Source organism: Chryseobacterium indoltheticum (genome assembly GCF_003815915.1).
GTDB classification, from domain to species: Bacteria; Bacteroidota; Bacteroidia; order Flavobacteriales; family Weeksellaceae; genus Chryseobacterium; species Chryseobacterium indoltheticum.
In genome coordinates, this window is the sequence record NZ_CP033929.1 from 150,707 (window position 1) to 171,739 (window position 21,033).

Consider the following 21,033-nt stretch of genomic DNA (forward strand, 5'->3'; position numbering starts at 1 on the left):
TTTTAAAAGAGTTATCTAAATATCCAGATAATCATCATTTCCCGGGAGATTGGTGATTTTATGAATTGGGTAAATAAACATATCATCAAAGTCATTCAGCGCATTAATCAACTGAAAATGTGAGAATTCCTTAATGTTTTGCAATGTAATTTCCGCTTCTTTTATTTTCTTTTTCTTTAAAAGATACTGTCTTTGAACTCCATTTAAAAGGTAAGTAGACGGTGTAAACCAGTCTTTTCCTTTCTGAAACAGAAGATTAGAAAAAGAAGTGTCTGTGATGTGATTATTCTTTACAATAATAATTTCCTCAGCTTTAGATTTCATCTTCATTTTCTCCAGTTCTTTGCGGTCTTCAAACTTAAAAGAATAATCGTAGATGTTATTTTCTACCAACTGAAAATCCTGTACTTCGGGAATTGCATAAGGAATCATCATGGTTCTGAATTTTTTATCCAAATCATACGTCAATCTTAATTTGTATAAACCGTCTTCGTCATGATTGAGATTTTTAAAAATTTTCTCCAAATCGATAGAGCCTTCTTTCCCAAAATGGGCGAAAGTCTCGTTCACACGCTTCTGGTGAAATTCCAGCAGGAACAATTCCTGATCTTCTACTTTAATACTTTCAATGAATTGGGACATAAATTTTGTTTTTCATTTCCTGATACTCGTCTTCTAACCTGCTCATGTGCGTAATACCGCCACCGCTCTTGAAATACAGCTGATCGCCTTCTTTTTCTATAAAACGAATCATCACACAACTGTCTAGATTTTTACCATCAAACCAACCGCAAACTCCGGTATAAAAACCTCTTTCAAAGCCTTCTGCTTCAAGAATAATTTCTAAAGTTTTAGGTTTTGGAGCTCCTAAAATTGAGCCTGCAGGCAAAAGCTTTTGCATTATGCTTCCTACTTTACCTTTAAATTCAGATTTTAAATTTCCCGAAATTTCAGAACTCATCGCATACAAATCTTTCTGTTTTGTTTTCAGAAAATCTATATGCTGAAATTTGTCAACCTTTACATCATCTGCCACCATGCTCAAATCATTTCTAAGCAAATCAACAACGGTATAATGTTCGGCTTTTTCTTTTTTATCGTTCTTCAAAACCTCTGCAGCATTCTTTACGGAAGCATCAATCGTGCCTTTCATCGGAAAAGTAAGGATTTTATCATCAACGATCTTTACAAAAGTTTCAGGAGAAAAAAATACGAAAAAATCTTTATATAAAACCTTATATTTTGCCTGAGAATGATGAAAAATTTCTTCTAAACTGAGATTGGTTTCAATTTTTGTTTTCCTTGTATAGTTGGTAAGATAAGAATTTCCCTGCCGAATATTTTTCTGAACGTGGTCAAAACCTTTTTTAAAGCTTTTCAATGATTCAGGAAAAGATTTCAATTCTATTTCTTTTCCTAAAGCTTCCTGCTCATTTACATTCGAAAAACCCTGAAAATCAATCAATAAACCATTTTTACTAATTTCATTTTCTGTGAAAACCTCTACCTTATCAACCAGAAAGTCTATAATAAAGAAAAAGGGAACTTTCTGATGTGAAAGTTCGTCCATTTGAATAAATTTTTGATGATTCGCCAAAAACATTCCGCAAAAGTAGTTATTGATGTTTACTTTTGCACAAAATATTTTCATGCAGCAGCAATATCCACAAAAACCGGGAATCGATTTTATCTTAAAACAGGCATTTTTTTATTGGAATAAGACTTTGATATACCAAATGATTTTTTCAGTTATTTATATGGCTTTATTTTCTACGGTATTCATGTACTTTTCGGGTCGATACGGAATTATGGATCAGTTTCTCGGTGCCATGTCTGATTATATGAAAATAGGACCTGCAGGGCTAGAAGCCTATAAAAATAATATTTCAACAATCATTTCTAGTGAAGGATTTCAGAACTTTTATCTTGGAATGGTAGGAACACTTATTTTTCTTTATCCTTTAAACTTAGGTTTTTTTCAGATTTTCAGAAAAATTGACCTTAAAGAGAATGTTGAGTTAAAAGATTTATTTGCAGGCTACAATGGTCTGAATTTCTTCAGATATGCAAGCTATTTTATATTCTGGTATTTTTTATACAGCATTATTGCTCAAACCCTCATTCTTCCGGTCATTTGGGTAATGATCACCTTGTTTGTAGCGCCACTAATGTTTTTTCAGAACAAAACTATTTTTGAGGGAATCGCATTAAACTGGAAAGCTTTAAAAATGTTTTTCATCGAAATATTAGTTTGTACAATAGTGGCAGTTTTATTTAAATACATTGGATTTGGAATCTTTTTGATCGGTGGATTATTCACTTTTCCATTTTGGAATGCGATGATTTATTCTCTTTACAAGACTATTTTCAAAGAGGAAGCATAATATGTAAGCCGTGGTATTGCTTTTGTTATGAGAAAGGTTAAATTTACTTCTAAATAAAAACTATGAAAATGCCACATAAAGAGAAACATATCAGCAGCATTGCCATCAAACAGGTCTTTTTGCTAACCATTATTTTAGTTTTAGGGGGCTTAATCTGTTTTAATCTTGCGCTTTTCATTCCTTCCGTTTTGGGAGCGATAACGATTTACGTAGTCTGCCGCAAATATAATTTTTACCTGCAAGAAGAGCGAAAATGGAAACCCTGGGCTTCATCTCTGGTCCTTATGCTGGCCAGTTTAATTATAATTATTCTTCCTGTATATTTAATCGTTGATTTATTGATCGAAAAGCTTGGTAATGCACAGGCTTACATGGAAAAGTTTAATATTTTTATTGCTAAAATTCATGATTTCATTGATAAAGAAACAGGTATAAATATTCTTAGCAAAGAAAACATGGCAAAGGTCAAAGAATTTGCCGGAAAATATTCTACCTCAGCATTAAGCGGAACTTTTAATACTCTGACGGTAGTGATGTCGATGTATTTTATTCTTTACTTTATGTTTGAAAAACCAAGATTTTTTGAAAGAATTTTGGCATCAGCTGCTCCTTTAAAAAGAGCAAATGTTTCTTTAATTGGCGAAAAAATGCGTAAGCTGATTATGGCCAATGCGATTGGTCTTCCTGTTGTTGCTTTAGGACAAGGTATTATCGCATTAATTGGTTATTTTATCTTTGGTGCGCCAAGCCCTATTTTATTGTTTGCATTAACTGCTGCTGCATCGATGATTCCGATTGTGGGAGCGGCGATAGTATATGCCCCAATTTGTATTTTTATGATCGCTGAAGGCCAGACAGGACCCGGAATTGGTCTTGGATTGTATTGTGTAATTGTTGTGGGATTAACGGATAATGTACTTCGTTTCACATTGCTTAAAAAATTGGAAGATATTCACCCTTTAAATACCGTTTTCGGAATTATTATGGGGATGAATTTATTTGGGTTTATGGGATTAATTTTCGGGCCCATTCTAGTATCATTTACATTACTGCTTATTCAGGTATATAGAAATGAGTTTTCTGATGATGAAACTCCTGAACTTCAACTTTCAGAAAAAGACCGTGAAGAAGAATTAGAAAATAAAATTGATTTAATAGTTTAAAAATGGAGCAGGGAATAAATCCTGAAATTTTACAGGAAATATGTGTTGTAAAAATGCCTTTCGGAAAATATAAAGACACCGTTTTGGCTGATCTTCCAATCAGTTATCTGGAGTGGTTTCACCGTCAAGGTATGCCGCCAGGAAAATTGGGAATGCAGCTTTCTACGATTTACGAAATAAAACTAAATGGTTTGATGGATTTGCTTACACCTCTTCGTGGCGGGAAAGTGAGTTATGAAAAACCTAAAACTAAGATTTATAAGTTTTAAAAGACTTTGCAAAACTTCGGCGGTACTTTTGGTACCGCCGAATATATTTTCAAGCAAGGAATAAATTATTTCGGTTCCCACAATTCAACCTTATTTCCTTCCAAATCAAGAATGTGAACAAATTTTCCAAAATCATACACTGCAATTTCGTCAAGAATTGTTACTCCTTCTTTTTTTAATTCTTCAACCAATGTTTCTAAATTTTCAACAGTATAATTAATCATAAACTCTCTTGTAGAAGGCTCGAAATAATCTGTTGTTTCTTTAGTTGGGCTCCAGGTCAATGATCCTTTTGCATCAGAATCGGACATTTGTTTCCAATCAAAAGTTGCTCCGTAGTCATTGGTATCAATCCCTAAATGACTTTTGTACCATTCTTTCAATTTGATAGGATCTTTACATTTGAAGAAAATGCCTCCAATTCCTGTAACTCTTTTCATGATATAGTTTTAAAGTAATTTAACTTCTTACGCTCTTAAAGCAGCAATTTCGTCTCTAAGTTTTGCAGCTTTTATGAAATCTAGATTCTTTGCAGCAGCTTCCATTTCTTTTTGCTTCTGCCCAATCATTTTCTCAATATCTTCAGTTGCGTAGGATGCTTTTACTTCTGCAACTTTCTGAGTAATTTCTTTCTGAGTATATCTTTCATCAGGGAAATCTTTACTTCTTCCGACAAGGTTTTCTGAGATTTTCTTGTTCAATGCCATCGGAACTTTTCCGTGTTCTTCATTATACTGCATTTGTTTTGCACGGCGATATTCGGTTTCATCCAAAGTTGCCTGCATCGATTTGGTGATTTTATCGGCATACATAATTGCTCTACCATTGATATTTCTTGCAGCACGCCCCACTGTCTGAATCATAGATCTTCTGCTTCTCAACATTCCCTCTTTATCGGCATCTAAAATTGCAACCAATGAAACTTCAGGTAAATCAAGACCTTCTCTCAATAAATTGACACCAATTAAGACATCAAAAACTCCAAGACGCAAATCCTGCATAATCTGAATACGCTCCAAAGTCTCAACATCCGAGTGAATATATCTCGTTCTGATTCCGAATTTTGTGAAATATTTTGTGAGTTCTTCCGCCATTTTTTTGGTTAAAGTGGTCACCAAAACTCTTTCGTCAATTTCAGCACGCTTATTTATTTCTTCCATTAAATCATCAATCTGATTTAAGGAAGGTCTTATTTCAATTATTGGATCTAAAAGTCCTGTCGGACGGATAATCTGTTCAATATATTCTCCACCGGTTTTTTCCAGCTCATAATCTGCCGGGGTTGCCGAAACATAAATTACCTGATTTTGAATCGCCTCAAATTCTTCAAACTTTAAAGGTCTGTTATCCATCGCTGCTGGTAATCGGAAACCATATTCCACCAAAGCTTCCTTTCTGCTTCTGTCACCACCGTACATCGCATGAACTTGTGGAACCGTAACGTGGCTTTCATCAATCACCATTAAGAAATCTTTTGGAAAGTAATCTAAAAGACAGAACGGGCGAGATCCCGGAAGCCTTCCGTCGAGATAACGTGAATAGTTTTCTATTCCTGAGCAATAACCGAGCTCTTTAATCATTTCAAGGTCTAATTCTGTTCTTTCCTGCAGTCTTTTTGATTCTAAAGGCTTACCGATTTCGGAGAAGAAGTCGACCTGTTTTACCATATCATCCTGAATGTTTTTTATCGCACCATTCAATGTTTCTTTTGTGGTTACGAAAAGATTGGCAGGATAAATCTGAATCTGGTCAAAATTGGAAGTTACATTTCCGGAAACAGGATCAAAACTCTGAATTTTTTCGATTTCGTCCCCAAAAAACTGAACTCTTATTCCATTGTCTGCATACGCAGGAAATATATCGATGACATCCCCTTTTACACGAAACGTCCCACGCTGGAAGTCCGCCAACGTTCTTGAATACAAAGCATTAACTAAAGAATGAAGTAACGCCGTTCGGGTAGTTTTTTCACCTATCTGAAGAGAAATTAAAGATTTATGGAATTCAGCAGGGTTTCCGACACCATAAATACATGATACTGAGGCTACAATCAAAATATCTCTTCTTCCTGAAAGTAAACTTGCAATTGCCGAAAGACGTAATTTTTCTACCTCTTCGTTGATACTTAAATCTTTTTCTATGTAAGTTCCTGAACTTGCAATATAAGCTTCAGGCTGATAGTAATCATAGTAACTTACGAAATACTCCACAGCATTTTCAGGAAAAAATTCTTTAAATTCCATAAAAAGCTGAGCTGCCAGAGTCTTGTTGTGTGCTAAAACCAACGTTGGTTTCTGAACATTGTTCACAACATTGGCAACGGTAAAAGTTTTCCCGGAACCTGTTACACCAAGCAATGTTTGATATTTTTCGCCAATTTCTATTCCATCGGTCAATTTTTCAATTGCTTTGGGCTGATCTCCTGTAGGTTTATATTCTGATTGAAGTTTGAATTGCATCTAACAAATTTAGGAAATAAAAAAATGCGAAGATGAAGAGTGAAGTCATAAAATTATGATTTCTCAATTGAAGAAGCTTATTAAAAAATAACTATTCTGATAAATCATTAATGCATCAAAAAACCGCAAAGTATAATACTTTACGGTTGGTTGTAATATCACTGAGTGAAATTATTTATATTTATTGTGTTTTATCATTGGGCGCAAATTGCATTGCTAAGGGAATTTTATATTTATATCTTACGGCCAGTCCATCTTTTTTACCGGGAGTCCATGTTACGTTTTCATTAGCCAATTTAGCTACTCTTATTGCCTCATTGTTGAATTTTTCGTTTTCACCGACTGCACTTATACCGCTTGCCTTCCCATTTTCATCGACTATAATAAAAACATCTGCTTTAATTATGCTATTTTGATGATCTAAAGAACTTGAATCAAAATTATAACCCATCTTTTTTCTAAGTTCATTATTTCCGCCAGGATATTCAGCAGGAACAAAATCTGCTGCACTACCTTCGACAGCAGTAGAAATATCTTGTAAAGATTTTTCTTCTACCTTATTTACGATGTTTGCATCGACATTTCTTTTAATAGGGATTGTGTCTTTTCCTTTAATAATAGCCTTTACTTTAAAACTCATATGTACAGCTTCTTCTTTCTTCAGATATTCTTGGAAATATCTATTTGTCATCATATTAAGCTGGAACGGTTCCGGATTTTGCTTGCTAATGGCATTTGGATATCTTTTGCTTACAAAATGATTAGAGAAATCTTCAGGCTTAAAGTTTTTAAGTTCCTGATTTTTGGTTTTCTTACCGTCAATCCACAAACCGTATTTTTTAGAATCCATAAAGTCGTTAATTTCGCTTTGTGTTACTTTCGTCTTTGCAAGTTTTTTAGGAGTATTCATAAAAAACAGAGGGGTTGCTGCTCTTTGTTCTTTTGTAAGTTGAAAGTATAGGTCGTGAAGTTTGGATCGATCAGATATGCTTACTGCTTTGTGAAATTCAGCGTATTTTTTTTGCTCTAAAAGGTTGCCGTATTTTTTTATGATTTGATTATATTCTGAAAGAGGATCGTTTGAAAATACCTTAGAAATTACATTTTCTTTTTCCTGATTTAGGTTTTCAATACTTTCTTTCGCATATGTTTTTTCTGCAAAAACTATTGCTAAAACAGCAAATGCGGGAACTGCAAGATAATTTTTCACCTTCGCAAATTTTGAATTTTTACTGGTCATCATTATAAATCGTTTTTTTGTGTTATTAAAATTAAACTGATGTATCAATGGTAGATTCTGTTGTTTTAAAATTTCCTGCAGAATCAGCTCCTGATAATTTTTTATGTTTTTATTCTTACGAATTACATGATCATCAGCAATAAACTCATGATTATTAACCATCGCTTTCTTATAAAAATAAAGGAATGGATTAAGCCAAAAAACAGCTTTTAAAATCTCTACAAAAAGAATATCAGCAGAATGTTTCTGTTTTACATGAATTTCTTCGTGCAGAAATACAGAGTCCTGAATCTTGGAATCTTTAAAATAAGTTTCAGAAAGATAAATTGTATTCCAAAAACTGAAAGGAGCTAGGTCTTGCTTCAGAAGAAAAACAGTTCTATTTTGATACGTAATTTTTCTTCCTTTTAATTTTTTGATTCTTATAACAGAATATGCAATTTTTATAATTAAAATCCCAGAAACAATACAATATGCAATTAAAAGAGCCTGTGCATAATCAAACCTTTCTTGCTGTTCAATTTGAGCCTGTAAAATAGGCTGTTCAATTTCCCCTACAAAAACAGTTTCCTGAATTTCTTTTTCAACCTGTTTTGTTTCTATTGTTGCAAATGGGATTGAAAATGAAAATAGTAAAGCTGAAATCAGGTAAAACCGATTGAAAATAAAAGTCCGTTCTTTTACCAGAACCAAATGATACAATGCGAGCAGAATTCCTGAGCATAGAATCATTTTTAAAACTATTGTTAACATGATTATTTTTTTATCTGTTGATCAATAATATCACGAAGTTCTTTCAATTGCTTTTGCGACAGTTTAGAATTTGAAGTAAAAAACGAAGCAAACTGCGTTACAGAGCTATTGAAAAAACGGTCAATCATAGAAGTCATTTCATCATTGAAATATTCTCCTTTTGCTACTTTTGGAAAATATTCTCGAGAATTTCCAAAAAGTTTAAAACCTACCAAATCTTTATTCTGCATTCTTTTAAGCACTGTTGCAACGGTAGTTGTTGCCGGTTTAGGATCAGGATATGATTCTAAAATATCTTTCAAAAATACTTTTTCTTTTTCCCAAAGAATCTCCATTACTATTTTTTCGGAATTCGTGAGTTTTATTTCATCCATATTCTACATAATTAAAATCTACTCTACAAATGTAGAATAAAATTTTAATTGTGCAACTTTTTTGTGGCATTATTTTTCCTCTCATCTCTGAACCACTAAATTTTAATTATGAAAAAACTACTATTACCCATTTTACTGGCATCCGCAACCACTATGATTTCTTGTCAAGGAAAAGGAAAGCCAAGCGAGCCTTCTGCAAAAGAAGAAAAACCAAATACCAGTTATAAGCCGGCTTTTAAAGGACAAACCCGTATTGCTCCAATAAAAACGTCAACTCCATATAATGTTGAAGTTTTAACTAAAGATCTAGGTAAACCATGGGGAATCATTAATCTGCCTGACGGAAAATTCTTGATTACTGAAAAGTCAGGCTTTATGAATGTAGTTTCTATAGACGGAAAACAAATTTCTAAAATTGAAGGCTTTCCGAAGGTAGATTCAAAAGGACAAGGCGGAATGCTCGATGTTGCACTCGATCCTAATTTTAAAACCAATAATATTATCTATTTCAGTTATTCTGAACCTTATGAAGGGGGAAATCATACAGCCGTTGCCAAAGGAAAACTTTCTCCAGACTTGAAGAACATTTCAGAGGTAAAAGTGATTTTCCGTGCGACGCCAACTTATAATGGTGATAAACACTACGGAAGCCGATTGGTTTTTGATAAAGACGGAAATCTTTTTGTGAGCACCGGCGAAAGATCAGATAAGGAAACTCGTGTTTATGCTCAGAAAACCGATAATTATTTAGGTAAAATTTTAAAAATAACCAAAGACGGAAAACCCGCTCCGGGAAATCCTTTCATCGGTAAAACCGGTTACAAACCTGAAATTTATGCTTTCGGAATAAGAAATCCTCAAGGTTTAGCGATGGATGAAAAAGGCCAGCTTTGGGATATTGAAATGGGACCAAGAGGCGGAGATGAAATTAATTTAATTCAACCGGGGAAAAATTACGGTTGGGGTGATGTAACTTATGGAATTGAATATTCCGGAGATAAAATCAACAACGGAACGACGCAAAAAGAAGGAACCGAGCAGCCCGTTTATTATTGGGATCCTGTAGTTTCACCAAGTGGAGTAACTTTCTACACCGGAAATATTGACGAATGGAAAAATAATCTATTTATCGCCTGTTTGAGTGGTCAACACATCAACAGAATTGTGATGAAAGACAATAAAGTGGTTGGCGAAGAGCGTTTACTTTTGGATCAAAAAGAAAGATTCAGAGATGTTTTAAATGGTTCCGACCGCAATCTTTACGGAATTACCGACAGCGGAAAATTATATAAAATATCTAAGAAATAACTCTAAAAATAAAGAATCCTGAAAGGACGATTTAACAAAGGATAGGATAAAATCCTATCAAAAAAGATATTATTAAAAAATGGTTTTGGCGCAAAATCTTCGATTTTGCGCCAAAACTTATCAATTATTCTAACAATTATTTTCTTAAGCCTCTTCTAAATGAACCGTAAAATGTCTTAAAATTTCAGGTTCCCAAGTAATGTTATACCCTTTTGAGATTTCATTTCTTCTTTCGTAAACGTTTTTCACTGCAGCAGCGATGTAATCCATGTGATTATTGGTGTACGTTCTTCTAGGAATCGCCAAACGAACCAATTCCAGTTTCGGATAACGATTTTCTCTGGTTTCAGGATCTCTGTCTGCTAGTAAAGTTCCGATTTCAACCGTTCTGATTCCTGCTTCTTTGTAGATTTCTAAACCTAAAGTTTGCGCCGGATATTCTGCACGAGAAACATTTGGTAAGAAGTCCAACGAATCAATAAAAACCGCATGTCCGCCAATTGGCTTTTGTACAGGAATTCCGTATTCAATTAATTTATTTCCAAGATATTCTACCTGAGAAATTCTGCTTTCCAGATAAGCAAATTCAGTCGCTTCATCAAGACCAACAGCCAAAGCAGCCATATCCCTTCCGGCCATTCCACCATACGTGATGAATCCTTCATAAATAATCGTAAAGTTTGAAGCTTTTCTGAAAACGTCTTCATTATTTAAAGCGATGAATCCACCGATATTTACCAAACCGTCTTTTTTAGAACTCATCGTCATTCCTTCACCATAAGAAAACATTTCTTTACAGATATCTTTAATGCTTCTGTTTTCCTGACCTGCTTCTCTTTTTTTGATGAAGTAGGCGTTTTCAGCAAATCTTGCAGAGTCAAAAAATACTGGAATTCCGTATTGGTCTGAAAGTGCTTTTACCGCTTTCATATTTTCAAGAGAAACTGGTTGACCTCCTGAAGAATTACAGGTAATGGTAACCAAACAGAAAGGAATTTGTTCTTTTGGATGAGATTTGTAAACTTCTTCTAATTTTTCAAGGTTGATATTTCCTTTAAAAGGATGAAGGTCGTTAATATCAAAAGCTTCATCAATTGTACAGTCGATTGCGTGTGCTTTTCTGATTTCGATGTGACCTTTTGTGGTGTCAAAATGTGAATTCCCCGGAACCACATCACCATCTTTTACCAAAACCGAAAACAAAACATTTTCAGCAGCTCTTCCCTGGTGTGTTGGTAATAGATATTTAAAACCTGTAATGATTTGTACAGTTTTGTGCAGTTGCTCAAAAGAACGAGAACCGGCATAGCTTTCGTCTCCGGTCATCAAAGCGCCCCATTGTCTGTCTGACATTGCTCCAGTTCCGGAATCTGTCAAAAGATCAATATAAACCTGCGAAGATTTTAGATTAAATAAATTGAACTTTGCGTCTTTCAGCCATTGTTCTCTTTCTTCTCTTGTAGATTGACGGATTTCTTCCACCATTTTAATACGAAACGGTTCTGCATATGGTAATTCCATGTGATATATTTTTAGATTTTATTAAAGAAAAATTAATTTGAAATTGATTTCAAATCATCAGATGTATTTTTGATACTGTTTAAAATTTAACCATTAAGATTAAATTAAGATGTTAAGTTTAATTAGGAAAAACACTAAAAAAATGTTTATTAAGCACTATGCTTTAACTTTTTGAAAGTGTCAAATTTCTTAATGTTTTAAAATCAGACAGTTTAAAGCGAGTAAAAGAAATTTACTCAGGAGCTTTAAATATATTTTCATCTGAATGAAAACCTGCTACGCCGCCGCTTACCGCAAATTTCATCGCCGTAGCTGCAGACATTCCTACAACAGGTTTTATATTTTTTTCTTCAGTTACAATCACCCAGCCAGAAATTGCATAAGAATGCGGAAGGTAAACTGCTACAAAATTATCTTTATGTACATCAGCCATCTCTCTTTGCGTAAGAAAACCTATTCTCCAGATCTCAGGATTTTCATTGGTTTTCACCCAAACCGGATCACTGAATTTTTTCTTATCTCCTACAAACGAAGACATTACATCTTTTGTAGGTGAATAAATATGCTTGATACCAGGTGTTTTTTCTAATAATCTATCGATAGAATCTACAAAGAATCTTCCGACCACAAATTTGTTTCCCAGATAACCCAGTAATGCTGTAATAAGCAATGTTGAAATGAAAACCAACCCCGGAATTTGCCTTGCCACAGACGGAATAATATTGTCTATGGACGTAATAACAGACCAGATGACAAAAATGGTCAATCCGATGGGACCAATAATCAGCAATCCCTGAAAAAAGTTTTTCAGGAAAAAATTAGTCAGATTTTCAAAAGTCGGCTTTTTCAATTTATTTTTATCCGTGTATAGTTTCTTTATTTCCGTAAGATTTTATAATGCCTGCTTCATATTCCAGCCATTCTTCCCATCTCTTGTTTACTTTTTCAGGATCGCCAAGCTGTCTGGCAAATCCGATAAAGGTAGTGTAATGATTGGCTTCAGAAATCATTAATTCTTTATAGAAAGTTTTTAGTTCTTCGTCTTTTATATTTTCTGTTAAAACTTTAAATCTTTCACAACTTCTGGCTTCAATCATCGCAGCAAAAAGCATTTTATCGACAATTAAAGTATCTCTGTGACCTCCTTTTTGAATAAAATTCACCAATTCGTTAACATAATCATCTTTTCTAGTTCGCCCAAAAGTGTAACCTCGTTTTGTAATAATCTCAAGAACCTGCCCGAAATGTTCCAATTCTTCCTGAGCAATTGCTAAAAGTTCTTTTACAATATCCGGACGTTCCGGAAGCATTGTAATTAATCCTATTGCATTGGTAGCTGCTTTTTGCTCACACCATGCATGATCGGTCAAAATTTCCTGAATGTTATCCTCTGCAATATTTGCCCACCTTGGGTCGGTAGGAAGTTTCAACTTAAACATAATTTAAAAATTTCTGTAAATTTAAAATAAATTGCGATAAGAATTATCGTTTTGTTTCAAATTCCGTAGCTGATTTAGTTTGGAGAAGCGGTTTTCTTTCTTAAAACTTCTAAAACATTCCACCCAAAAGCATCAAATTTCTTTAAACCAGTTGCAATGATAAAAGCCAAAGCAACATTAATAATGTAAATAATGACCATTAAAACCCACCAAGGCATCAATTCTTTCATCGGAACAACAAGAAAATAGACCAATGAAGAGCTGATTCCCTGACCGAAATAAAAGAAGATTGCGTTTTTACCAATATGGGTAACAAAATTTTCTTTTTTAATTTTTAATCTGTTGTACAAAATAAATAAAGTCGTCAGAGAAAAGAAAGTCCAGATAATATATGGCGTTTGCGGCGGAAACTTTTGCTTATTGATTTTAAAAAATATTTCGTTTCCAAAGTACCAAAACATCCAAACTAACGCCAAGGCCACCAATCCGTAAAGAACAGGAATCATTTTTGTCGGTATTTTTTTACCTCTCATTCTGTTTCCGACAAGGAAAACTGTCATATAAAAAGCAACATATCCTACTTGCCCACTTGGATAAATTTCCGGGAAAATATTAAATATTAAAGTTAACGCAATGCAAAGTCCGATAAACCAATTGACATGTTTGGGGAAAAATTTTAAAATTAAAACTCCAAAAACGGTTAAAATAAAATAGACTTTAAGATACCAAAAACTTCCCATCACAACAGGGAAAGTATCTGCATTGCTGTATTCGTGAAGATACCAATTCCCTAAATTCTGCCATTGCGGTGCTGTTGAAATACTTGTTGCCAAATACTTTGAGCCAAATGTTGAGTAAAAACTTTGCAGCCATTCGAGTGAGAAAAAGGTGAGCCCGAATATTTTGAAAAAATAATCTAAAAAGAACAGAAGCGTCACAAAGATCATGTACGTTATCTGCAATTTTAGTAAACGGTAAAGCGTTTTCTCAATATTATTTCCTGACGTGATACCACTTAAAGCATAAAAAAGCGCAACATCAAAAACCAAAGAAAACACACGGATTTCCGGAATGATATAAAACTGCCCCGACCAAAATGCCGTGTGAATAAATATAATGGAAAGCGTGGCTAAACCTTTCGCAAAATCAATGTAGAGATCTCTGTTCATCTAAATGTGGATTATTTTCCAAAAGTAATTAAACTTTATCAATATTCTATACAAAGAAAAAGAGGCAAGAACAATGTCTTACCTCTTATTAAAAATATTAAAATAAATGCTTATTTAAGTTCTTTAAACTCTTCAGCAGAAATTTCTCCTGACTGAATTTTTTTCAGCTCATCAAGATATTGGCTCATGTAAGCATCCAACTCAGGATATTTTGAGTTTTTTGCCATTTTGTAAGTTCCGTTTAAAACTCCCTGATAATAATAAAAGAAGTTGTAATCAAAATCTGCTGCAGAAAGGTCGTACTGTCCTAAAAGAAAACCTAAACGTACTGCAGATCTCCTTTGAGGCGGCGTTCCGTGATGTCCTGCACTGGTTGTCTGATAATCGCCAATACTTTGGGCAAACTCATATGCCGCAGCAATCTGGGCAAATGATGTTTGGTTGTATCCATTGGGTCTTCTTAGATAATATCCTGCAAAACCGTCTGCTTCCAATTCGTTTGGTCTTGCCGTGGATTCGCTTACAGAAGGCAATCCAAAAATATACTGCAACTGGTGACCATATTCATGAGCTAGAATCATTGCATTAACAATATTTCCGCCTTTGTTTTTTGCATCGGCATAAATTGCGTATCCATAATAGATCTTTCCAGTGGAATACGAAATCGCATTATACGTAGAATTTGGACTGGACGGATCATTTACGAAACGTAATGTCGGATTACTCCTTCCCCATAAACTGGCAATTTTTGTCATCTGAGCATTCATAAAACTCGTGTCTGTAGAGCTCGGTAATGATGTCGTTAATACGGCACTTGAGCTCCAGTACTGGTCTACATAATAACAGATTTTTTCGAGATCGCTTGGCTGCTCAGGTTTTAAGTTTTCCTTTTGAGTTTCAGATACAGGAGTTTCCATTGTATCGTCGTTACATGCTGATAATGAGAATACAGCAAATGCTCCTGCTAGTAAGCAGAAATTAAAGTTTGTTTTCATATTGAAATATTTTGGTGAAAGCGAAGATATACAATAATGTGAAATAATTCACTAATTCATACCGAAAAAAAGCTATGCTATGCAGGTCGAAAATATTTTTTACTATTTGATAAAGATGCAGTTGTGTTTAAGCATCAAAAAAATAAAATACCAAAACCAAAAAACATGCGACGTTTTGGAAGGGTATAAAAACTCTTTACTAAAGAGGCTTTATGAATAAGATCTGATGTGGAAATATTGCTCAATTTGTGGTAAAAATCATTGTAAAGAACTCACTTCATCTAAATGTGGAATATTTTTTAAAAGTAAGAATAAAACAAAAGCAATTTAATTTCTATATTTGAAACAACCAATCATAAAAATATGAAACTTAAATACGCTCTTATTTTGGCTATTTTTGCCATTCTCAATTTATCTGCGCAAGGAAATCGTTTCACTTATGAATATCAGTTCAGAATTGATTCCACGAAAACAGACAGCCTGAAAAAAGAATTTGTGAACCTGGATATTTTTCCGACCAAATCTTACTTTTATGGTCAGGCTAAATTCGCAAGTGATTCTATCACGAACAATTCGATCATTGAGCAAAGAAAGTCTACTCCGAATAGTTTAAGCTATTCTTCCACCACAGAAGATTGGAATACCTCTTATTTAATAGAAAAGTCATATCCGAGCTTTAAAACTAATTGGTTTACAAATATTGAGCAGACTAATATGGTCGTAGAGGAAACTCCTGTGATAAAATGGCAGATTCTTCCAGAAACAAAAAAAATTGAAAGCTATAATTGTCAGAAAGCGACAGCAAATTTTGGAGGAAGAATTTGGGAAGCATGGTTTTCAAAAGATCTGCCTTTTCCCGACGGGCCTTACAAGTTTCACGGTTTGCCCGGTTTGATTGTGAAATTAGAAGATAAAACCAAGTCACATCAGTTTTTATTGAAAGGAAACAAGAAGCTGAAAGCTGAAGATCATTCTTGGGATTATATTTTAGCACTTCAAAAAGAAGCTAAACATGAATTTGAAGGAGTAAAAGTAAATCCGGCTCAATACAAAAAGTTATTTATGACTTACAAAAATGATCCTGCAAAAGATATTAAACTCGATTTGGCTAATCCTAATCATTCGATGACCGTTACTACAGGAGAAGGCAAAAAATTAACCAACAACGCAGAAATCATAAAGTTTTTCGAAGAATTATCAGCCAGGAAATATAAATCGAACAATAATCAGCTGGAATTAAATTTACACCGAAAGTAGAAAATTTCTCAAAATCATATTGTTACTAAATAAATAATCAGTACATTTGCACCTCGAATTAACTAAAAATTTATAGACAATGTTTGCAATTGTAGAAATAGCAGGGCTTCAATATAAAGTTGAGCAAGACCAGAAGTTGTTTGTGAACCGTTTGAAAGGAGATAAAGGAGGGAAAGTATCTTTCGATAAAATCTTACTTACTGTAAACGGAGCAATCACTGTAGGCGCCCCAGCTGTAAGCGGTATCACTGTAGAGGCAGAGATCCTTGACCACGTAAAGGCTGATAAAGTAATCATCTTCAAGAAGAAAAGAAGAAAAGGTTATGAAGTTAAAAACGGTCACAGACAATCTTTAACTCAAATCAAAATCACTGGAATCACAGGATTTGAAGGAAAAAAAGCAGAGAAGCCTGCTAAAAAAACAACTAAAAAAGCTGACGCTGAAAGCGCAGAATAATTGTTTAACCAAAAAACCTTAAAATAAAATGGCACATAAGAAAGGAGTTGGTAGTTCCAAAAACGGTAGAGAATCTCATTCTAAAAGATTAGGTGTGAAGATTTTCGGTGGACAAGACGCTATTGCTGGTAACATTATTATCAGACAAAGAGGTACTCAACATCACCCAGGTGAAAATGTTGGTATGGGTAAAGATCACACTTTGCACGCTCTTGTTGACGGTAAAGTAGTTTTCAGAAAGAAAGCAAACAACAGATCATTTGTATCTATTGAACCAAACGCATAATTAAATTAGCGTTTTATAAAAATAAAATCCTCAGCATTTTTGTTGAGGATTTTTTGCGCTTAATGAATTTGTAGCGGATTGTTTTTCTGATAATTTAGATAAAAATAATATTTCTAAGATCCCTATTGACCACCTAACTGGATATTTAAATATTAAATACCAAAGATTAAAACTGTCAACGATTATAAATTTCTTATAAATGTTTTTGGTTTCGATCGCGTTTGATATATAGGGAATTAATATAAAGAAAAGTAAAAATATAGATATTTTCATAAAACGATTTATCTTAATATTTTTACTACTTCTGAATATATAAATATTGATTATTAAGACTAAAATAAGGAAAGTTATGTCATAATACGTAAACGACGTAAAAGGCTCTGCAGGCTCGTTGAAGAAATACATTATTGATAATTTTAAAAGCCAAACTGAAAACCTGCTTTAATTCCAAATTTGGAAACATCCGGTCGGTCAAGATAATTTCCTCTCCAATTGAAGTCTACACGGAAAATTCTGATGTTTCCGAAACCTATATTTTCAATCCCAAATCCGTATTCATAATACACTTGCTGATCGGGTGCAGAATATTTTAAATTATCAACATTAATATTTTTTGAAGCATCACTTAATGATCCGTAAGCGCCTCTGATAAACGCAACTTCTCTTAATTTCAATTTTTTAATAAGTGGAATATAAGAAAGTATTTTACCATTGAAATGATGTTCTATATGAAGCGTAGAATAGGTATCTGCAACAAACTCATAGTAATTTAACTGAGCAAACGTATTCGGAACAATTCCGTACGACTGGTTTCCAGGAATAATATTCTGCAGTGCCAAAGGAACGGTATCAAAGTTTTTCCCGGCTTCAAAATTCAGCAATGTTTTTCCCCAACTTCCCAAAAGAATCGGCTTGTAAAACATAAACTGCAATTTGTTATAATTAAAATCTGCATTAAACAAACCTTCAATACCTCTTGTATATTTTAAAACAATGGTCGGAGCCAATGTTCCATGCTCATATCGGTCAACTCCGGTTTGAGAAAAAGTAGCGCCCGGTCTTGCAATCAAACTAATCGTAACATGCGAATCATTGGTCGTCTTTCTTAAGTCACCATTTCTGAAATACATCAAACTAAAACCTGAAGGATTGGCAGATTTAATGCTTTGCATCGTCCCGTCAACTCTTACCTGAAAGTTTTTCCAAGGCTCAATAGAAGTAAAAACACTCGTTTGGTTGACCGAACTTAAAGAAGCATTTTCTCCTCTGGCAAAAACTGTCGAAGAAGCAAATGAACGCGACAGAATACCGTCCTCCGTTGTAAGCTGCACACCCAATTGCGTAATATCTCTTTTGGTTCCGGCTCCCACCATAAAACGATTGACTCTATTGAACATATATCGACCTTCAACCCCATATTTAAATTGCTGATCTTTAAAACCGTAAGCATTATAAAACTCAACTCTCCAAGGGTCATTTTGCGTAAAATAGGTTCTCGCTCCCAATCTTATTCTATCACCTTCCACTTCATTTTTCCCGTAGACTGAGGTTATCGGACCTAAATCGACGCCTTTTGTAACATTATAATATCGAGAAGCAAGCGTTTCTGTAAGTTTAAGAATTCTATTGAATTTTGGAGTCTGTTGTAACCTGTCAAGCATTTCATAAACCCCTTTTTCTTCTTTCGATAAAGAGTCTGGCCTTGCTTTCACCCAAAAAGCATCATCCTTGTCTACAAAGCGATCGTCATATTCTTCTTTTCTCCTTGTGAAAACAGTATCTGCTAAGGGTTTATTAAAATCATAATCAGAATAATCTACAGACCGTTTTGCAATAATGCTTTTTGCTGTCTTCTTTTTCGAAAAAGGGGTCATTTCAATTTCTGTGACGTATTTTTTAGGCAAAAATGTTTCGTCATCAGGATTATCATATTCTAATTCTGTAGAAATAGCGTTGATGAAATTGACATTGATTTTATTTGTAGACTTTAAAGTAGCTTCTAAAACCGCATAAGAATCGGTGTCGATATAAAGATATCCCTGGAAAGCCAAAACTTCAGATCTTCTAGGCTGATAACGTATTTTATACGCCTGTTCTCCCCGAATGGAGACTGTATCAGTCAAATTATAATCATACGTGCTAAAACCATCAGTTCCTACCGGGCTCGGAAACCCGATATCAAAATAATTTAAGGTATTATCATAAATATTGATGTCACGATAAAGATTTTTAGCCGTAATCGCAATAACCTGATTATCCTGAAATCCGGATGTTTTTTGCGCGACTAAAAGTTTTTTTGTTTTCTTGTTTGGTTTGTTTTCTCCGAAATGGTTGTAGATTGATTCATTTAAGAAAATAGGCAATGCCATTTTTCCTCTTGCAGTAGAATCGGCATAATCAAAAATAAAGTCTAATTTATTGAAGATTTTCCTGTTCATAAAAGCACTGTCGAGATTATTGGCATCAAACTGAATCTTTTCGTATTCTTTATAAGTGTAGGTATCAAATTTATCAAGACCGTTATTTCTCTTGCGCTTCCACACTTCCTGCATAATTCTGTATGCCGGATTTTCTTTTTTATTTTTAAATTTTGTTTTCTCGTTGTGAATGACAACTTCTTCAATGCTGCTTACTTTTTCAGACGACAGTTTAATAAGAAGATTATTGTTGCTGTCGGGAGTAATATCTACACTTTCTAACGCATAGTTTTTTTTCTGAAATCTTAATTTGTAAATAATACTGTCAGATTGTAGAGTAAAGCTTCCTGAAGCAGTGGTAAGAACAGGCGTATCGCTTTCATTAATGAAAACCTCGACAGCGCTGACTTCTTTATTGGTTTTAGCATCTACAATCTTTCCGCTTGCTGTATTTTGAGCATGAAAAAGACTGGTTATAAAAAGGGATATATATAGGAGACCGTATTTTAATTGATTGGTTGACATCATTCGTATCTTCGAGCAATAGCTTAAACAAAAACTATGCTGTTTTATTATTAAATTTTAAAAGTTTTTTACAGACTTTGATGTTTATCTATAAACCTGCAAATGTAACGAAAATAAAGCTATGAATATTGCGCTCAGAGAAAGCTTAAAGCTGATATTTAATAAAATACAAAAGTTATATTTTGAGAGGAAATAAAATAAAAAAAAGACTCACATTTCTGTAAGTCTTTTTGCTCCTCCTGCTGGGCTCGAACCAGCGACCCTCTGATTAATCCCGAAGATTCGGGGCTCTAACCAACTGAGCTAAAATTCCAGACAGTTGGTGATTTTCATCACAAAGCGTCTCTATAAATCTCCTTGATTTTTGTCTTTTAATAAACCTTTCGACAGCAATGACATTAGCCTTATCATCCGAAACCTCAAAAAGAGCAACTAGTTTCCACGGACGGAATTTTCGAGTGAATGTATTAAAGTTTTCCTGCCGATTATGTTTCAAAGTCTTTTATTCGGAAATTGTGAATATCCGGTGTAATATTTATCTGCTGATTCTGAAAACAAAATATAAATATAAGACATAAAAAAACCGTAATCTAAGTGACTACGGTTTGCTCCTCCTGCTAGGCTCGAACCAGCGACCCTCTGATTAATCCCGAAGATTCGGGACTCTAACCAACTGAGCTAAAATTCCAGACAGTTGGTGATTTTCATCACAAAGCGTCTCTATAAATCTCCTTGATTTTTGTCTTTTAATAAACCTTTCGACAGCAATGACATTAGCCTTATCATCCGAAACCTCAAAAAGAGCAACTAGTTTCCACGGACGGAATTTTCGAGTGAATGTATTAAAGTTTTCCTGCCGATTATGTTTCAAAGTCTTTTATTCGGAAATTGTGAATATCCGGTGTAATATTTATCTGCTGATTCTGAAAACAAAATATAAATATAAGACATAAAAAAACCGTAATCTAAGTGACTACGGTTTGCTCCTCCTGCTAGGCTCGAACCAGCACCCTCTGA

At 34.1% G+C, this 21,033-nt stretch carries 21 protein-coding genes; 7 read left to right on the forward strand and 14 right to left on the reverse strand.

Annotated features, from left to right (window positions below):
* Window positions 1-15: 15 nt before the first annotated feature.
* Window positions 16-642, reverse strand: a complete 627-nt coding sequence (locus EG358_RS00710; RefSeq protein ID WP_076561507.1) for an aminotransferase class IV — start codon at window positions 640-642, stop codon at window positions 16-18.
* Window positions 626-1,603, reverse strand: coding sequence for an aminodeoxychorismate synthase component I (locus tag EG358_RS00715; protein ID WP_076561533.1), 978 nt, complete (start codon window positions 1,601-1,603; stop codon window positions 626-628). Before EG358_RS00715 ends, EG358_RS00710 begins: the two co-directional genes overlap by 17 nt.
* A 19-nt stretch (window positions 1,604-1,622) precedes the next feature.
* On the opposite strand from EG358_RS00715, the gene EG358_RS00720 reads away from it, so the two are divergent.
* The 3 genes from EG358_RS00720 to EG358_RS00730 all read left to right on the forward strand — a co-directional run bounded on the left by EG358_RS00720 (window position 1,623) and on the right by EG358_RS00730 (window position 3,816).
* A complete protein-coding gene (locus tag EG358_RS00720) occupies window positions 1,623-2,384 on the forward strand; it encodes a hypothetical protein (RefSeq protein WP_228421396.1) in 762 nt (253 codons plus the stop codon).
* A gap of 68 nt (window positions 2,385-2,452) precedes the next feature.
* Window positions 2,453-3,547 carry an AI-2E family transporter gene (locus EG358_RS00725; RefSeq protein WP_076561531.1) on the forward strand — a complete coding sequence of 365 codons (1,095 nt, stop codon included), beginning with the start codon at window positions 2,453-2,455 and terminating at the stop codon, window positions 3,545-3,547.
* 14 nt (window positions 3,548-3,561) lie between these two features.
* Complete coding sequence (locus tag EG358_RS00730) at window positions 3,562-3,816, forward strand: DUF3820 family protein (RefSeq protein ID WP_076561530.1); 255 nt, start codon at window positions 3,562-3,564, stop codon at window positions 3,814-3,816.
* 65 nt (window positions 3,817-3,881) lie between these two features.
* On the opposite strand, the gene EG358_RS00735 is transcribed toward EG358_RS00730, so the two are convergent.
* The 4 genes from EG358_RS00735 to EG358_RS00750 all read right to left on the reverse strand — a co-directional run bounded on the left by EG358_RS00735 (window position 3,882) and on the right by EG358_RS00750 (window position 8,642).
* Window positions 3,882-4,256: a VOC family protein gene (locus EG358_RS00735; RefSeq protein WP_076561506.1), complete on the reverse strand. Its 375-nt coding sequence runs from the start codon at window positions 4,254-4,256 to the stop codon at window positions 3,882-3,884.
* A gap of 27 nt (window positions 4,257-4,283) precedes the next feature.
* Window positions 4,284-6,275 (reverse strand): excinuclease ABC subunit UvrB, encoded by a 1,992-nt coding sequence (gene uvrB / locus EG358_RS00740; protein ID WP_076561505.1) that lies wholly within the window; start codon window positions 6,273-6,275, stop codon window positions 4,284-4,286.
* 181 nt (window positions 6,276-6,456) lie between these two features.
* On the reverse strand, window positions 6,457-8,268 hold the full coding sequence (locus EG358_RS00745) for a M56 family metallopeptidase (RefSeq protein ID WP_076561504.1): 1,812 nt from the start codon (window positions 8,266-8,268) through the stop codon (window positions 6,457-6,459).
* Between the two features lie 2 nt (window positions 8,269-8,270).
* Window positions 8,271-8,642 (reverse strand): BlaI/MecI/CopY family transcriptional regulator, encoded by a 372-nt coding sequence (locus EG358_RS00750; protein ID WP_076561503.1) that lies wholly within the window; start codon window positions 8,640-8,642, stop codon window positions 8,271-8,273.
* Window positions 8,643-8,750: 108 nt separating this feature from the next.
* On the opposite strand from EG358_RS00750, the gene EG358_RS00755 reads away from it, so the two are divergent.
* Window positions 8,751-9,950 carry a PQQ-dependent sugar dehydrogenase gene (locus EG358_RS00755; protein WP_076561502.1) on the forward strand — a complete coding sequence of 400 codons (1,200 nt, stop codon included), beginning with the start codon at window positions 8,751-8,753 and terminating at the stop codon, window positions 9,948-9,950.
* Window positions 9,951-10,094: 144 nt separating this feature from the next.
* On the opposite strand, the gene EG358_RS00760 is transcribed toward EG358_RS00755, so the two are convergent.
* The 5 genes from EG358_RS00760 to EG358_RS00780 all read right to left on the reverse strand — a co-directional run bounded on the left by EG358_RS00760 (window position 10,095) and on the right by EG358_RS00780 (window position 15,074).
* A complete protein-coding gene (locus EG358_RS00760; protein WP_076561501.1) occupies window positions 10,095-11,471 on the reverse strand; it encodes a tryptophanase in 1,377 nt (458 codons plus the stop codon).
* 232 nt (window positions 11,472-11,703) lie between these two features.
* Window positions 11,704-12,321 carry a DUF502 domain-containing protein gene (locus EG358_RS00765; protein WP_076561500.1) on the reverse strand — a complete coding sequence of 206 codons (618 nt, stop codon included), beginning with the start codon at window positions 12,319-12,321 and terminating at the stop codon, window positions 11,704-11,706.
* A gap of 7 nt (window positions 12,322-12,328) precedes the next feature.
* Window positions 12,329-12,910 carry a tRNA-(ms[2]io[6]A)-hydroxylase gene (miaE, locus tag EG358_RS00770; RefSeq protein WP_066675320.1) on the reverse strand — a complete coding sequence of 194 codons (582 nt, stop codon included), beginning with the start codon at window positions 12,908-12,910 and terminating at the stop codon, window positions 12,329-12,331.
* Window positions 12,911-12,984: 74 nt separating this feature from the next.
* On the reverse strand, window positions 12,985-14,079 hold the full coding sequence (locus EG358_RS00775; protein WP_076561499.1) for an acyltransferase family protein: 1,095 nt from the start codon (window positions 14,077-14,079) through the stop codon (window positions 12,985-12,987).
* 110 nt (window positions 14,080-14,189) lie between these two features.
* Window positions 14,190-15,074, reverse strand: coding sequence for a neutral zinc metallopeptidase (locus EG358_RS00780; RefSeq protein WP_076561498.1), 885 nt, complete (start codon window positions 15,072-15,074; stop codon window positions 14,190-14,192).
* 363 nt (window positions 15,075-15,437) lie between these two features.
* On the opposite strand from EG358_RS00780, the gene EG358_RS00785 reads away from it, so the two are divergent.
* The 3 genes from EG358_RS00785 (at window position 15,438) to rpmA (ending at window position 17,074) form a co-directional block, all read left to right on the forward strand.
* Window positions 15,438-16,331: a GLPGLI family protein gene (locus EG358_RS00785; RefSeq protein WP_076561497.1), complete on the forward strand. Its 894-nt coding sequence runs from the start codon at window positions 15,438-15,440 to the stop codon at window positions 16,329-16,331.
* A 79-nt stretch (window positions 16,332-16,410) separates the two neighbouring features.
* Complete coding sequence (gene rplU, locus EG358_RS00790; RefSeq protein ID WP_076561496.1) at window positions 16,411-16,788, forward strand: 50S ribosomal protein L21; 378 nt, start codon at window positions 16,411-16,413, stop codon at window positions 16,786-16,788.
* Window positions 16,789-16,816: 28 nt separating this feature from the next.
* Window positions 16,817-17,074, forward strand: a complete 258-nt coding sequence (rpmA, locus tag EG358_RS00795) for a 50S ribosomal protein L27 (protein WP_028121647.1) — start codon at window positions 16,817-16,819, stop codon at window positions 17,072-17,074.
* Between the two features lie 416 nt (window positions 17,075-17,490).
* Here the strand turns inward: rpmA and EG358_RS00800 are convergent, their stop codons facing one another.
* The 3 genes from EG358_RS00800 to EG358_RS00810 all read right to left on the reverse strand — a co-directional run bounded on the left by EG358_RS00800 (window position 17,491) and on the right by EG358_RS00810 (window position 20,887).
* Window positions 17,491-20,019 carry a DUF5686 family protein gene (locus EG358_RS00800; RefSeq protein ID WP_228422007.1) on the reverse strand — a complete coding sequence of 843 codons (2,529 nt, stop codon included), beginning with the start codon at window positions 20,017-20,019 and terminating at the stop codon, window positions 17,491-17,493.
* A gap of 265 nt (window positions 20,020-20,284) precedes the next feature.
* On the reverse strand, window positions 20,285-20,512 hold the full coding sequence (locus tag EG358_RS00805; RefSeq protein WP_076561494.1) for a GIY-YIG nuclease family protein: 228 nt from the start codon (window positions 20,510-20,512) through the stop codon (window positions 20,285-20,287).
* Between the two features lie 147 nt (window positions 20,513-20,659).
* Window positions 20,660-20,887 carry a GIY-YIG nuclease family protein gene (locus EG358_RS00810; protein WP_076561493.1) on the reverse strand — a complete coding sequence of 76 codons (228 nt, stop codon included), beginning with the start codon at window positions 20,885-20,887 and terminating at the stop codon, window positions 20,660-20,662.
* Window positions 20,888-21,033 lie beyond the last annotated feature (146 nt).

What these genes read in the sequence shown, in the direction of transcription:
- EG358_RS00750 (WP_076561503.1), bottom strand. Translation starts at nt 8,642, where the DNA reads ATGGATGAAATAAAACTCACGAATTCCGAAAAAATAGTAATGGAGATT.
- uvrB (WP_076561505.1), bottom strand. Translation starts at nt 6,275, where the DNA reads ATGCAATTCAAACTTCAATCAGAATATAAACCTACAGGAGATCAGCCC.
- EG358_RS00745 (WP_076561504.1), bottom strand. Translation starts at nt 8,268, where the DNA reads ATGTTAACAATAGTTTTAAAAATGATTCTATGCTCAGGAATTCTGCTC.
- EG358_RS00715 (WP_076561533.1), bottom strand. Translation starts at nt 1,603, where the DNA reads ATGTTTTTGGCGAATCATCAAAAATTTATTCAAATGGACGAACTTTCA.
- EG358_RS00775 (WP_076561499.1), bottom strand. Translation starts at nt 14,079, where the DNA reads ATGAACAGAGATCTCTACATTGATTTTGCGAAAGGTTTAGCCACGCTT.
- EG358_RS00780 (WP_076561498.1), bottom strand. Translation starts at nt 15,074, where the DNA reads ATGAAAACAAACTTTAATTTCTGCTTACTAGCAGGAGCATTTGCTGTA.
- miaE (WP_066675320.1), bottom strand. Translation starts at nt 12,910, where the DNA reads ATGTTTAAGTTGAAACTTCCTACCGACCCAAGGTGGGCAAATATTGCA.
- EG358_RS00785 (WP_076561497.1), top strand. Translation starts at nt 15,438, where the DNA reads ATGAAACTTAAATACGCTCTTATTTTGGCTATTTTTGCCATTCTCAAT.
- EG358_RS00755 (WP_076561502.1), top strand. Translation starts at nt 8,751, where the DNA reads ATGAAAAAACTACTATTACCCATTTTACTGGCATCCGCAACCACTATG.
- EG358_RS00735 (WP_076561506.1), bottom strand. Translation starts at nt 4,256, where the DNA reads ATGAAAAGAGTTACAGGAATTGGAGGCATTTTCTTCAAATGTAAAGAT.
- EG358_RS00725 (WP_076561531.1), top strand. Translation starts at nt 2,453, where the DNA reads ATGCCACATAAAGAGAAACATATCAGCAGCATTGCCATCAAACAGGTC.
- EG358_RS00760 (WP_076561501.1), bottom strand. Translation starts at nt 11,471, where the DNA reads ATGGAATTACCATATGCAGAACCGTTTCGTATTAAAATGGTGGAAGAA.
- rpmA (WP_028121647.1), top strand. Translation starts at nt 16,817, where the DNA reads ATGGCACATAAGAAAGGAGTTGGTAGTTCCAAAAACGGTAGAGAATCT.
- EG358_RS00710 (WP_076561507.1), bottom strand. Translation starts at nt 642, where the DNA reads ATGTCCCAATTCATTGAAAGTATTAAAGTAGAAGATCAGGAATTGTTC.
- EG358_RS00720 (WP_228421396.1), top strand. Translation starts at nt 1,623, where the DNA reads ATGTTTACTTTTGCACAAAATATTTTCATGCAGCAGCAATATCCACAA.
- rplU (WP_076561496.1), top strand. Translation starts at nt 16,411, where the DNA reads ATGTTTGCAATTGTAGAAATAGCAGGGCTTCAATATAAAGTTGAGCAA.
- EG358_RS00800 (WP_228422007.1), bottom strand. Translation starts at nt 20,019, where the DNA reads ATGATGTCAACCAATCAATTAAAATACGGTCTCCTATATATATCCCTT.